Annotated in this window: 10 protein-coding genes, 2 tRNA genes and 1 pseudogene; 12 read left to right on the top strand and 1 reads right to left on the bottom strand. The window is 27.4% G+C overall.

Translation table 11 applies throughout. From position 1 onward, the window contains the following. The first annotated feature begins 421 nt into the window (after positions 1-421). Positions 422-952, top strand: a complete 531-nt coding sequence (ppa, locus tag ABNS14_RS02225) for an inorganic diphosphatase (RefSeq protein WP_348666081.1) — start codon at positions 422-424, stop codon at positions 950-952. A gap of 104 nt (positions 953-1,056) precedes the next feature. On the opposite strand, the gene ispB is transcribed toward ppa, so the two are convergent. Continuing rightward, positions 1,057-2,046, bottom strand: coding sequence for an octaprenyl diphosphate synthase (ispB, locus tag ABNS14_RS02220; RefSeq protein ID WP_348666080.1), 990 nt, complete (start codon positions 2,044-2,046; stop codon positions 1,057-1,059). Positions 2,047-2,316: 270 nt separating this feature from the next. Between ispB and rplU the strand changes: the two genes are divergently transcribed. The 11 genes and pseudogenes from rplU to nusA all read left to right on the top strand — a co-directional run bounded on the left by rplU (position 2,317) and on the right by nusA (position 13,595). Beyond that, the gene (rplU, locus tag ABNS14_RS02215; RefSeq protein ID WP_348666079.1) at positions 2,317-2,625 is read left to right on the top strand and encodes a 50S ribosomal protein L21; all 309 of its coding nucleotides are present in this window, start codon (positions 2,317-2,319) and stop codon (positions 2,623-2,625) included. A 21-nt stretch (positions 2,626-2,646) separates the two neighbouring features. Continuing rightward, entirely contained in the window at positions 2,647-2,904 is a 258-nt protein-coding gene (gene rpmA / locus ABNS14_RS02210; protein ID WP_348666078.1) for a 50S ribosomal protein L27, read from the top strand. Positions 2,905-3,045: 141 nt separating this feature from the next. Beyond that, positions 3,046-4,050 (top strand): annotated as a pseudogene (gene cgtA / locus ABNS14_RS02205) (Obg family GTPase CgtA); the annotation flags it as partial. Between the two features lie 851 nt (positions 4,051-4,901). Continuing rightward, positions 4,902-5,378, top strand: a complete 477-nt coding sequence (gene greA, locus ABNS14_RS02200; RefSeq protein ID WP_348666077.1) for a transcription elongation factor GreA — start codon at positions 4,902-4,904, stop codon at positions 5,376-5,378. Positions 5,379-6,304: 926 nt separating this feature from the next. Beyond that, positions 6,305-8,194, top strand: coding sequence for an ATP-dependent zinc metalloprotease FtsH (ftsH, locus tag ABNS14_RS02195; protein ID WP_348666076.1), 1,890 nt, complete (start codon positions 6,305-6,307; stop codon positions 8,192-8,194). A 152-nt stretch (positions 8,195-8,346) separates the two neighbouring features. Continuing rightward, positions 8,347-9,186: a dihydropteroate synthase gene (folP, locus tag ABNS14_RS02190; RefSeq protein ID WP_348666075.1), complete on the top strand. Its 840-nt coding sequence runs from the start codon at positions 8,347-8,349 to the stop codon at positions 9,184-9,186. 2 nt (positions 9,187-9,188) lie between these two features. Further along, positions 9,189-10,526, top strand: coding sequence for a phosphoglucosamine mutase (gene glmM, locus ABNS14_RS02185; RefSeq protein WP_348666074.1), 1,338 nt, complete (start codon positions 9,189-9,191; stop codon positions 10,524-10,526). 282 nt (positions 10,527-10,808) lie between these two features. After that, the gene (gene secG / locus ABNS14_RS02180; RefSeq protein WP_348666073.1) at positions 10,809-11,153 is read left to right on the top strand and encodes a preprotein translocase subunit SecG; all 345 of its coding nucleotides are present in this window, start codon (positions 10,809-10,811) and stop codon (positions 11,151-11,153) included. A gap of 51 nt (positions 11,154-11,204) precedes the next feature. Then, positions 11,205-11,292, top strand: a tRNA-OTHER gene (locus ABNS14_RS02175). Positions 11,293-11,359: 67 nt separating this feature from the next. Next, a tRNA-Met gene (locus ABNS14_RS02170) sits at positions 11,360-11,436 on the top strand. 638 nt (positions 11,437-12,074) lie between these two features. Further along, a complete protein-coding gene (gene nusA / locus ABNS14_RS02165; protein WP_348666071.1) occupies positions 12,075-13,595 on the top strand; it encodes a transcription termination factor NusA in 1,521 nt (506 codons plus the stop codon). Positions 13,596-13,610 lie beyond the last annotated feature (15 nt).

Below are 13,610 nucleotides of genomic sequence, written 5' to 3'. Positions count from 1 at the left end.
AAAACAATGTACAATGATTGTTATTTTTTAGTCAAGTTTTCATAAATTTTTATTTTTATTTGAAATACTTTCATCAATTTCCATGTATGAATTAATTATGAATGTAAATTAAAATTATTAACTTTGGAATTTATCAAATATTTGTTTTATTCATTAAAAATAAATATAGATTTTTTTAGATTTTAATAGTTTTTAAAGAATAAAATATATTGATAACTAATTTTTTTTTATAAATATAAATTAAAGATTATTGTTTAAATAATTAAAAATATAATTTTTGTTTAGATTATAATTTAATCTTAAAATTTTTATTTAAATATTTTGATTAAAAATATTTAAATTGAATTACTAAATATAATATTGTATTTTATAACTCAGCTAATAATAATTCAAATTATTTTAAAATTCAAGGATATAGTTTATGAGCGTGAGTAATGTTCCAGCAGGTATAGCAATTCCTGAAGATATTTATGTCATTATAGAAATTCCAGCCAATTCTCATCCTATAAAATACGAAATAAACAAAATTTTTGATGTGATTTTTGTTGATCGGTTTATATCTACTCCTATGTTTTATCCATGTAACTATGGTTATATTAATAATACAATTTCTTTAGATGGTGATCCCATTGATGTATTAGTTCCTACACCTTATCCATTACAATCAGGCGTCGTAATACATTGTCGTCCAATTGGTGTATTACAAATGATAGATGAATCAGGAGAAGACGTAAAATTAATTGCTGTGCCTCATTCAAAATTAACAACAGAGTATGCAAGTATTCAAGATATTAATGATTTTCCTCAATTATTACGTAGTCAAATTGAATATTTTTTTGAACATTATAAAGATTTAGAAAAAGATAAATGGGTAAAAATAAAAGGTTGGGGAAATGTAGATATAGCAAAAAAAGAGATTATTTCTTCTTTTAATCGTGCTATTAAAAAATAAAATTTTGATTTAATATATTCAAAATATACTAAGAAAATTATTTTAAAATTTTGCATGTATTTTTTTATAAAAAATTTTTATATAACAGTTGTTATATAAAAAAATTATTTAAATAAAATTTTTTCAGCAGTGGGTTGTATAGAAATGTATGGTAAACTTATTAGAGCATCTTTATAAGAGGAATGAGGTAAAATATCAATAATTTGAATTGCTTTTTCAGCTTCTTTTTTTGCTATTTCTTTGGTGTATTCAAGAGAACCACAGCGTTTCATGGTAATTAATATAGTTTTAAGTAAAGCTCTTCCATTACCTTTTACAATTGCATTACGAATAAGTGAAGATTCTTTTGGAGATCCTTCCTTCATTGCATGAAGTAATGGTAGTGTTAATTTTCCTTCATTTAAATCATTTCCTATATTTTTTCCAGTATTATTACTATCTGAGTCATAATCTCGAAAGTCATCCATTAATTGAAATGCAGTACCCAGATATTTCCCATAATATTGAAGGGCCTTTTGTTGTTTTTTATTTGCTCCAGATACAATTGCTGATGCATGTGCAGCGACTTCAAATAAACGTGCTGTTTTATTATATATTATTTGCATATATGTGCTTTCAGTAATATCAGGATTATTACAATTAATTAATTGTAAAACTTCACCTTCTGCTATGATATTTGTTGCATCAGACATTAATTTTAAAATAGTCATAGAATTCAAATCTGTCATCATTTGGAATGATCTAGTATACATGAAGTCTCCTACTAATATGCTAGTAGCATTACCAAAAATAGAATTAGCTGTTTTTTTTCCGCGTCGTATATTAGATTCATCTACAACATCATCGTGCAATAATGTTGCGGTATGAATAAATTCAACTAATGCTGCTATATTAATGTGTTTACCGCCTTGATATCCTAAAACTTTTCCTACTAAAATAGCAATAATTGGTCGAATTTTTTTGCCGCCACTAGTAATAATATAGTTTCCTAATTGATTAATAATCTGAATATTTGAATTCAATTGATTTGAGATTATTTTATTAACTGCTTGCATTTCTTTTTCTGTTAGTTGAATAATTGATTTTAAATTCATATTCTTAATTCTTTTATAAATTAAATTTTCATAAAATAATAAGGTATTTATTATATTTGATTAAATTTATATATTATTATATATTTTATTATAAACATACATTATAAAATAAATAAAAGATTATAAGATATTCATATTATAAAAGTGAGATTTTTTAGATTTAATCTAAAAATTGTATTTTAAAGTTTTTTGATGTAATATTAAAATAAAATATTTAAAAAATTTGGATTTAATATAAAAATCTACTAATAGTTTTTAAATGGAGCTGATATGTATGCGGTTTTCCGAAGTGGTGGCAAACAATATCGAGTTAGTCTCGATACAACGGTGCGCTTAGAAAAGCTAGAGATTATCAAAGGTGAAATTTTTGAATTTCATAAAATATTGATGATTAGCGATGGTAAGTATACTAAAATTGGTGCTCCTTTTGTCAAGGGAGCAAAAGTAAAAGGTGAAATTATTGCGCATGGACGTGACAAAAAAATAAAAATTATTAAATTTAATCGTCGTAAGCATAGCCGTAAACAACAAGGACACCGTCAGTGGTTTACGGAAGTAAAGATCACTAGTATTGCTTAAAAATCAGGAGGTTTTAGATTAATGGCACATAAAAAGGCTGGTGGTTCAACACGTAATGGTAGAGATTCAAAGGGAAAACGATTAGGTGTAAAACGTTTTGGTGGTGAATTTGTGTTAGCCGGGAATATTATTATTCGTCAAAGAGGGACTATATTTCATGCTGGTAATAATGTAGGATGTGGGCGTGATCATACTTTATTTGCATTAGCTAATGGAAAAGTAAAATTTGAAATTAAACGACCTAAGCATCGTAAATATGTTAGTATAATAGTTGAATAGTTAAACTATTTTTAAAAAACACCCTGCAAAAACCTGCGGGGATTTTTGTTATATGAATTATATAAATCTTATTTTTCTGATTATTTTTAATTGCAAATTATTATTTGATAGATCATGTTTTGTATATAAAGAGAAAATATCATGAAATTTATTGATGAAGCAAAAATATTAGTGATAGCTGGTAATGGTGGAAATGGATGTATCAGTTTTCGTCGTGAAAAATATGTTCCTAAAGGTGGACCGAATGGTGGTGATGGTGGTGATGGTGGTGATATTTATATCGTAGCTGATCAAAATATTAATACTTTGATTGATTATCAATTTAAAACAATTTTTCGAGCTGAGCATGGAAAGAATGGCTATAGTAATAATTGTACTGGGAAACGTGGACGGGATGATTTTATAAAAGTACCAATTGGTACTCGTATATTTGATAGTTTAAGCAAAAATATAATTGCTGATATGATATATCATGGTCAATTTATAAAAGTGGCTAAAGGTGGATTACGTGGTTTAGGTAATACTAGATTTAAATCATCGATTAATCGTACCCCCCGTAAAAAAACGATGGGTACATCTGGAGAAACAAGAGAATTATTGCTGGAATTAATGTTATTGGCTGATGTAGGAATTTTAGGAATGCCAAATTCTGGAAAATCTAGTTTTATGAATGCAGTTTCTCGAAAAAAAACAAAAATAGCTAATTATCCATTTACTACTTTAATCCCAAGTTTAGGAGTAGTTCGAATGGATAGTGAACATAGTTTTGTTTTAGCTGACCTTCCTGGATTAATTGAAGGTGCAGTAAAAGGTGCCGGTCTTGGTATCTTTTTCTTAAAGCATTTAGAACGGTGTTCAGTACTTTTACATCTTATAGACATTCTTCCTATTGATGGTTCTGATCCTTTTAAAAATATAAAAATCATTGATTATGAACTAGAAAAATATAATATAGATATGACAAAAAAACCACGCTATTTGGTATTTAATAAAATTGATTTATTAAATTCTAAAGAGGCTAATAAACGTGTAAAAGCGATTGTTAAAAAATTAAATTGGCAAAATAAATATTATATGATTTCTGCAAAAAATCAATTAGGTCTTAAAGTGCTTTGTTGGGATATTATGATGTTTATAAAAAAAAATTGTTTGCAAAATTATTTATCTAAAAATAATACTTTAGAATTCTTGTAAACTGATATTATATTTTATATAATGATCATTTTTATTAAAAATATTCTTTAATCTAAAAATAGATAAACAAAAATTTATGATATTAGTTTTAATTTTACAGTAAATCACTAAAAATATAATTATGTTAAATTAGTCATTATTTATATTTTCATATATATTTTTGATTAAAAATAATTTTTTATGTTATATTAATAATATCAATTATTGATAAAATAGTTCTTAATATTTTTATCAATATCAATTTGCAATAATAAAGAATTTTATATGATTAATTATTTCTTATGAAAGTAATCCATATAATATTGAAATCATTTCATTTAATAAAATTAATAAAATAATAAAAAATATTAACAATATATAAAAATTTTTTATTTTCGATGATTTTTTAAATATAAATTAATATTTATTAATTGAACTTTTTTATTAAAAATTAAAGATTATTTAGTGAAAATTTATTAAAAAATAGATTATAAAAAAAATATTTTTTTAAAAATAAAGATTAGATTTGACATAAAATTTGGATAATAGATTGTTATTTTTAATATATTAATTAATAAATACGTAATTAGACTTCTATAAGGTACTGCAATTTTCTGTTAAAAGTATCAAAGAATAATTTTATATTAAATAAATATATATTATAATTATTTTTATAAAAATTAAAAAATCATAAATTTAAAATTATACAGAGGATGAGGAAAATATATTTTTTTTTATAAAATGCATTTTATTATAAGATTTCTTCTCTTTAAGAATAAAAAATTAAATAAGTAATTTTTTATAAAAATTAGAGGTATACTTCAATGAAAAAGATTCCTATGACGATACATGGTGAAAAAAAATTACGTAAGGAATTAGAATTTTTAAAAAATATTCGTCGTCCTGAAATTATTTCTGCTATTGCAGAAGCACGCGAATATGGTGATTTAAAAGAAAATGCAGAATATCACGCAGCACGTGAACAGCAAGCTTTTTGTGAAGGGCGTATACAAGAAATTGAAGCTAAATTATCTCATTCAGAAGTTATTGATGTTACTAAAATCAAAAATATGGGAAGAATAATATTCGGTGCTACAATTACTATATTTAACATTACTACTAATAAAGATCAAACTTATCGTATTGTTGGTGATGATGAAGCTGATATAAAAAAAAATCTTATTTCTGTTAATTCACCTATAGCAAGAGGATTAATAGGCAAAACTATAAATGATATAGTGAGAATTATTACACCTGGTGGTGAAGTGGAATATAAAATTTTAAAGGTAAAATATATTTGATATTTTTTTTGAATTTATCAAATTTTTACAAAGTAAAAGCAAATAACAAAATCTATATTTTTTTATCATAAGATTTTTTATTAATATAATTATTTTTATCTGTCAATTTTTTTTTAAAAATTAGATCTATTTTTTAAAAATATTTAAATGGTAATCTCTTAAAAGATTGTATTGGAATGCTACATTTATTAGTTAATAATTACAAATTCACATTTTATAGTTATTATTTTAACAAAAAATAACATAAAAATTTGTATTTTTTGTTTTTTTGATATTTAAAAAATATTTTTTATTAAAAATCTGTAAAGATTTTTAATAAAAAACAATAATAAAAGTTAAAATTCATATGATGGAAAAATTTTATTTCATATTATATACTGTAGATGTAAAAAATATAATATCAAAAAATAAACTATTAAAATTTAAGATATAAACGTTAAGATATAATGGTTATTTAATTTTAGTTAATTGTAAGTATAAAAAATTATTGTTAGTGTACTAACCTAATATAATTCATTCTTAAAATAAATTTTATCAAAAAAAATTGCAGACTAGTTTATTTCAACCATTTATTCTAACGATAGATTAAAAATTAATTTTTATGCATTAATTGCTCTTAATTAATTTATATTGTTAATATATATAATTTAATAAAAGAGTATTTTACTTTATATATGATTTTAAATATAAATAATTTTAATATATAATTAAATTTTTTAATTTCATATTTTTTTACCTTTTGTTTATTAGTCTTAAAATTAATATTATAAAAATATTTTATATTTTATGGAATTTTTTTAAAAAATGTAAAATAAATACTTTATATGTAGATTAAAGAGTATACATTTTTATAGCGACAGTATGTATAAAATATAGTATTCTTTACGTTATTTATTCAACATAGTTGAAAGAAAGAGGTTCATCCTTTGAGTGACATGGCGAAAAACCTGATTTTATGGGTAATCATTGCAGTAGTCCTGATGTCTCTGTTCCAGAGTTTTGGTCCTAACGATTCTAATAATCGTAGGGTAGATTATTCTACATTCATGAATGAATTAATTCAAGATCAGATTCGTGAAGTACGTATTTCTGATCGTGAAATTAATGTCAAAAAAACAGATAATAATCGTTATACAACTTATATTCCAGTTAGAGAAGACCCTAAATTGTTAGATACATTACTTGAAAGACATGTCACCGTTATTGGTGAACCTCCTCAAGAACAAAGTTTTTTGGCAACTATTTTTATTTCTTGGTTTCCTATGTTGTTATTGATTGGAGTTTGGATATTTTTTATGCGTCAGATGCAAGGTGGTGGAGGGAAAGGTGCTCTTTCTTTTGGTAAAAGTAAAGCGCGTATGTTAACAGAAGATCAGATTAAAACAACTTTTGCAGATGTTGCTGGTTGTGATGAAGCTAAAGAAGAAGTTAGTGAGTTAGTTGAATATTTACGTGAACCAGGTCGGTTTCAAAAATTAGGTGGTAAAATCCCAAAAGGGATTTTAATGATAGGTCCACCTGGAACTGGTAAAACTTTGTTAGCTAAAGCAATTGCTGGTGAAGCAAAAGTCCCATTTTTTACTATTTCAGGTTCAGATTTTGTAGAAATGTTTGTTGGTGTAGGTGCATCTCGTGTACGTGATATGTTCGAACAAGCAAAAAAATCAGCACCTTGTATAATTTTTATTGATGAAATAGATGCTGTTGGTCGTCAACGCGGTGCAGGATTAGGCGGTGGGCATGATGAACGTGAACAAACTCTTAATCAAATGTTAGTAGAGATGGATGGATTTGAAGGTAATGAAGGTATTATTGTTATAGCCGCAACAAATCGTCCAGATGTGTTAGATCCAGCATTATTACGTCCTGGCCGATTTGATCGTCAAGTGATTGTTGGTTTACCTGATGTACGTGGTCGTGAACAAATTTTAAAAGTTCATATGCGACGTGTACCTTTAGATTTGAGTGTTGATGCTTCAATTTTAGCAAGAGGAACACCAGGTTTTTCTGGTGCTGATTTAGCTAATTTAGTTAATGAAGCTGCTTTGTTTGCAGCACGAGCAAATAAGTCTGTTGTTAGTATGGAAGAATTTGAAAAAGCAAAAGATAAAATTATGATGGGTGCTGAACGTCGTTCTATGGTTATGACTGAAAAACAAAAAGAATCTACTGCCTATCATGAAGCAGGTCATGCTATTATTGGACGAATTGTACCTGATCATGATCCTGTTCATAAAGTCACTATTATACCTCGTGGTCGTGCGTTAGGTGTGACATTTTTTTTACCAGAAGGTGATCAAATTAGCATAAGTCGTCAGAAATTAGAAAGTCAAATTTCCACACTTTATGGTGGAAGATTAGCAGAAGAAATTATTTATGGTGCAGATAAAGTATCTACTGGTGCATCAAACGATATTAAAGTGGCAACTAATCTTGCTCGTAATATGGTAACACAATGGGGTTTTTCTCAAAGATTAGGACCATTACTTTATACTGAAGAAGAAACTGAAGTTTTTCTTGGTCGTTCGGTTGGGAAAGCCAATCAGATGTCTGATGAAACTGCGCGTCTTATTGATGAAGAAATAAAAAAAATTATTGATCGAAATTATAAACGTGCTCGTCAAATTTTGAATGATCATATGGATATTTTACATGCAATGAAAGATGCATTAATGAAATATGAAACTATTGATGCTCCACAAATAGATGATTTAATGAATCGTCGTGTTGTTAGAGCTCCAGCAGGATGGGATGAGAATAATTCTATTGCAAAATTTTCACCGAAAGATAAAGCAGATAATCCTTCTTTTACTTAATAGAAGGTATAAATTTTCAAAAGTTTTTTTATAAATGAGCATTATTTAATTATTAATGACTAAAAATGTTTTCTATGTAGAGCACAAAACTAAATAAAACCCCAGGGAAAACCTGGGGTTTTATTTAGTTGTATTCATTTTAAATGGTAATTATGAAAATTAGTGCAAGAAAAATAAATCTTAATATAGATTATCCTGTTGTTATGGGAATATTAAATGTTACTCCAGATTCTTTTTTTGATGGTGGAATATATAATCGTCATAAAGATGTTCTTCAGCGTGTTGCTACTATGGTTCAAAATGGTGCATTAATTATTGATATTGGTGGTGAATCAACACGTCCTGGTGCTAAAAAAGTAAATTTACAAGAAGAGCTTGATCGTGTAATTCCCATAATTGAAAAAGTAGTTGCTAGATTTGATGTTTGGGTTTCTGTTGATACTTCTAAAGCTATTGTTATGAAAGAAGCAGCAAGAGCTGGTGTTCATATTATTAATGATATTAGATCATTACATCAAAAAGGTGCGTTAAAAGCAGCAGCTGAAACTGGATTACCAGTTTGTATTATGCATATGTTAGGTCAACCTAAAATTATGCAAAAAATAGCGCATTATAAAAATGTAATTAAAGAAGTAAAAAAGTATTTATTAAACGAAATTAAACGTTGTGAGGAAGGTGGAATTGAAAAAAAACGTTTAATTATTGATCCAGGTTTTGGTTTTGGTAAAAAAATGAAGCATAATTATCAATTATTAGCTAAATTACATGAATTTCATGAATTAGGAGTACCATTATTAGTTGGTCTCTCTCGTAAATCTATGATTGGGGAATTATTAAATATACCATTAGAAGAACGATTAATTGGTAGTGTCACATGTGCAGTTATTGCTGCTATTAAAGGAGCAAATATTATTAGGGTTCATGATGTAAAAGAAACTGTGCAGGCTATAAAGATTGTGCAGGAAATTCTTTCCAGAAAAAGAAATAAATAATTATGAATAAACGCAAATATTTTGGCACTGATGGTATTCGTGGAAAAGTAGGAGAAAATCCAATTACTCTGGATTTTATTTTAAAATTAGGTTGGGCAGCTGGGAAGGTTTTAGCTCGGCATGGTTCTCAAAAAATAATAATAGGTAAAGACACACGTATTTCAGGTTATATGTTAGAATCTTCTTTAGAAGCAGGTCTTGCTGCAGCTGGATTATCAGCTGCATTGACAGGTCCTATTCCTACACCGGCAATTGCTTATTTGACACGTATATGTCGTGCTGATGCAGGGATTGTTATTTCAGCTTCACATAATCCTTATTATGATAATGGTATTAAATTTTTTTCTATTGATGGCACCAAATTACCAGATGATATTGAAGAAGCAATCGAGGCAGAAATAGAAAAACCACTTATTTGTGTGAAATCTGTAAAATTAGGAAAAGCAAGTCGTATTGTTGATGCTGCACGACGTTATATAGAATATTGTAAAGGTACTTTTCCAAGCAATCAAACTTTAAATGGATTAAAAATTGTTTTAGATTGTGCTAATGGTGCAACATATCATATTGCACCAAATGTTTTAAGTGAACTTCATGCAGAAGTTATTGCAATTGCTTGTGAACCTAATGGGCTTAATATAAATGATGGTTGTGGTGCAACTGATGTATCTATGTTGCAGAAATATGTTTTAAAAGAAAAAGCTGATCTAGGACTTGCATTTGATGGTGATGGTGATAGGGTAATCATGGTAGATCATAGAGGAAATAAAATAGATGGTGATCAAATTCTTTACATTATTGCTCGTGATGCACTTAGACAAGGTGAGTTACGTGGTGGTGTTGTTGGTACTTTCATGAGTAATATAGGATTAGAATTAGCATTAAAACAATTAGATATTCCATTTATTCGCACAAAAGTAGGTGATCGTTATGTTTTTGAAAAATTAAAAGAGCAAGGATGGCGTTTTGGTGCTGAAAATTCAGGACATATTATTTTGCTTGATAAGACAACAACAGGTGATGGTATTATTGCTGGTTTACAAGTATTAAGTGCAATGATTCGCAATAATATGAGTCTTTATGATCTTTGTTATGAAATAGAATTAATTCCTCAAGTATTAATAAACATAAATTTTTCTGGTACTCATAATCCATTAGATAGAAAAGATGTTTTAAATGTTGTTAAACAAGTTGAAAAAGAATTAGCAGGTAGGGGAAGAGTTTTTTTACGTAAATCAGGTACAGAACCTTTAATTCGTATTATGGTAGAAGGTGAAAATGAACAACAACTTACTATAATGGCTAATCGTATTGCAGATGTAGTAAATCAAGTTAAATAAATTTATATATATTTTTAATATAGAATATTAACTTATCATTTTTGTGATTTATTGGAGAATGTTAAAATTATTAGAAAATGTTAAAATTTATCAGTTAATTAATTTTTTGTATTTTTTTAAAAAAATAGATATTGTATTTTGAATACAATAATAAAATAAAATGATCTTGATTCTTAAGTATGTTTTAGATAAAATCTATTTTTGTTTATTAATGTAGTGCATTTTGTTTATAGATAATAATAGATTAATTTGTTTGTATTTATTAAAAATAGGTTGTTAGTCATGTATGTAACTATTTTGTGTGTTTTTTTATTAATTTCTATATCTTTGATTGCTATGATTATTTTACAACAAGGAAAAAGTGCAGATAATATTGGACCTGCATTTCATGTAGCTACTTCTGCGACATTATTTAGCTCATCAGGATTAAATAAATTTATGATATTGATGACCGTAATTTTTGCAACATTATTTTTTGTGATTAGTTTGATTTTAGGAAATTTAACATCTAAGGAAAATTTTACTGTAAATCAGTGGGAGAATATTGCTGAATCTTCAAAAGTTGAAGGAGCAGATAAAGTTCTATTATCCTCTACTTCACCGACCATTGATGTTCCTAAAACTTGAATCAAATGATTAAAATTATATGTTATAAAAATTATTATTAGAATTTTTGTGGCCGAGGTGGTGAAATTGGTATACACGCTATCTTGAGGGGGTAGTACCTTACAAAATAGGTGTGCGGGTTCAAGTCCCGCCCTCGGCAAAATTTTAAAAGAGGACTTGCGTTTCTCTTATTATAGTAGTATAATGCATAAAATTTTTAGACGTGACGCGGGATGGAGCAGTCTGGTAGCTCGTCGGGCTCATAACCCGAAGGTCGTTGGTTCAAATCCGACTCCCGCAACCATTTATGATATATTAATTTTTGAAAAAATTTGTAGTTCTTAAAGCATGATATAATCATTGATTAAATTTATTATTAGAAATATAATGCAAAAGAAAACTGGGCTAATAGCCCTTTTTTTTATGGTTTATCTGGTACAGGATGGTTTTTATATATTATAGCAGAAATGGAATTCATAATTGTATTATCGGTGATAAAATTTTTTGTTGTTGTATTTATAGAGCGTATTATAAAAAAAATTTAAACATTACGTTATTTATAATATTTAATCATAAAAATTATATCATTTTCAATGATTTTTCATATGCATGTTAATTATTTTAATCATTAAGTAAAGTGTAGTATTCAATATCAAAGATATAATATTAGTCATCCATGATTTTAAAGTGTTTGCACTAAGTTTTTGTTATCCATTTTTTGCTCTTATAAATTATCAACGTTTTATTGCTAAAGAAATACTACTAGAATAGTAATATGGCATTCCTTTGAACGACAAAATATTCTAAAATCTATTAAATAATGCAATGATTACACTTATGTATAGATGATTGTAAGATGACCATAAGTTAGTATTTGTATTAAATAATATCTAAAAAGTGAACTTAGTACCCAACTTTTTATAAAGTTTCGAGGCAACTAGAATGAATAAAGAAGTTCTAGCTGTTGTCGAGGCGGTTTCTAATGAGAAATCTCTTCCTCGTGAAAAGATATTTGAGGCACTTGAAACCGCATTAGCAACAGCTACAAAAAAAAAATATGAACAAGAAATTGATGTTCGTACTAATATTAATCGCAAAACAGGAGATTTTGATACATTTCGACGTTGGTTAGTAGTAAATGAAGTCACTCAACCAACACTTGAAATTACTTTAGATGCTGCAAAATTTGAAAATTCAAAAATTAACTTAGGAGATTATGTAGAAGAACAAATCGCTTCAGTAATTTTTGATAGAATTACCACTCAAACAGCAAAACAAGTAATTGTTCAAAAAGTTCGTGAAGCTGAAAGAGCTATGGTTATTGAGCAATTTCGTGAACGGAAAGGTCAAATTATTACTGGAGTCGTAAAAAAAGTTAATCGTGACAATATTATATTAGATTTAGGTCATAATGCAGAAGGTGTGATCTTAAAAGAAGATATGTTACCACGTGAAAATTTTCATCCTGGTGATCGTTTGCGTGGTGTACTTTATGCTTTACGTCCAGAAGCTAGAGGAGCGCAATTATTTATTACCCGTTCTCGTACTGAAATGTTGATTGAATTATTTAGAATTGAAGTATCTGAAATTAACGAAGAAATTATTGAAATTAAAACTGCTGCTCGTGATCCTGGTTCACGAGCAAAAATTGCAGTTAAAACTAATGATAAACGTATTGATCCAATAGGTGCTTGCGTTGGGATGCGTGGTGCAAGAGTGCAAGCAGTATCAAGTGAACTTGATGGTGAGCGTATTGATATTGTGCTCTGGGATGAAAATCCTGCACAATTTGTTATTAATGCTATGGCACCTGCTGATGTAATTTCTATTGTAGTCGATGAAGATAAGTATACGATGGATGTTGCTGTTGAAAGTAATAATTTACCCCAAGCAATTGGTCGTAATGGTCAAAATGTTCGTTTAGCTTCTCAGTTATTAAAACATCATCGCAGGGATAATAGATGGGAATTAAATATCATGACTACAGAAGAACTTCAAGCTAAACATCAAGCAGAAGCAAATATATCTATTGATACTTTTATGAAATATCTTGATATTGATCAGAAATTTGCTGCTCTTCTTGTTGAAGAGGGTTTTTCTACACTAGAAGAATTAGCTTATGTACCAATCGATGAATTATTAGAAATTAAGGGTCTTCATGAAAAAAAAATTCATGTGTTACGTGAACAAGCAAAAGCTGCGTTAACTACATTGAAATTAGCTAAAAAAAAGAGTATGAGAGGAGGTAATAATCAACCAACGGATCATTTATCAAAATTATGGTGTGTAAATGAATCATTAGCAAAAAAGCTTGCTAATCATGGTATTTATACTTTAGAAGATCTTGCTGAACAAGGTATTGGTGATTTAAGAGATATTGAAAAAGGTATGGATGATGCACAAGCTGGTGAAATTATTATGGCAGCACGTAATATTTGTTGGTTTGGAAATGATTCAAAATAATTTGTAGTAGGAAGG

Origin of the sequence: Arsenophonus symbiont of Ornithomya chloropus, assembly GCF_964026495.1 — a bacterium.
Lineage (GTDB): Bacteria > Pseudomonadota > Gammaproteobacteria > Enterobacterales > Enterobacteriaceae > Arsenophonus.
The sequence above is the reverse complement of the archived record's forward strand: the minus strand, read 5'-3'. Positions and strand labels throughout refer to the sequence as shown.

Bases quoted from the DNA above. Each gene is read 5' to 3' on its own strand.
- ppa (WP_348666081.1), top strand. From the start codon at position 422: ATGAGCGTGAGTAATGTTCCAGCAGGTATAGCAATTCCTGAAGATATT.
- ispB (WP_348666080.1), bottom strand. From the start codon at position 2,046: ATGAATTTAAAATCAATTATTCAACTAACAGAAAAAGAAATGCAAGCA.
- rplU (WP_348666079.1), top strand. From the start codon at position 2,317: ATGTATGCGGTTTTCCGAAGTGGTGGCAAACAATATCGAGTTAGTCTC.
- rpmA (WP_348666078.1), top strand. From the start codon at position 2,647: ATGGCACATAAAAAGGCTGGTGGTTCAACACGTAATGGTAGAGATTCA.
- greA (WP_348666077.1), top strand. From the start codon at position 4,902: ATGAAAAAGATTCCTATGACGATACATGGTGAAAAAAAATTACGTAAG.
- folP (WP_348666075.1), top strand. From the start codon at position 8,347: ATGAAAATTAGTGCAAGAAAAATAAATCTTAATATAGATTATCCTGTT.
- glmM (WP_348666074.1), top strand. From the start codon at position 9,189: ATGAATAAACGCAAATATTTTGGCACTGATGGTATTCGTGGAAAAGTA.
- secG (WP_348666073.1), top strand. From the start codon at position 10,809: ATGTATGTAACTATTTTGTGTGTTTTTTTATTAATTTCTATATCTTTG.
- nusA (WP_348666071.1), top strand. From the start codon at position 12,075: ATGAATAAAGAAGTTCTAGCTGTTGTCGAGGCGGTTTCTAATGAGAAA.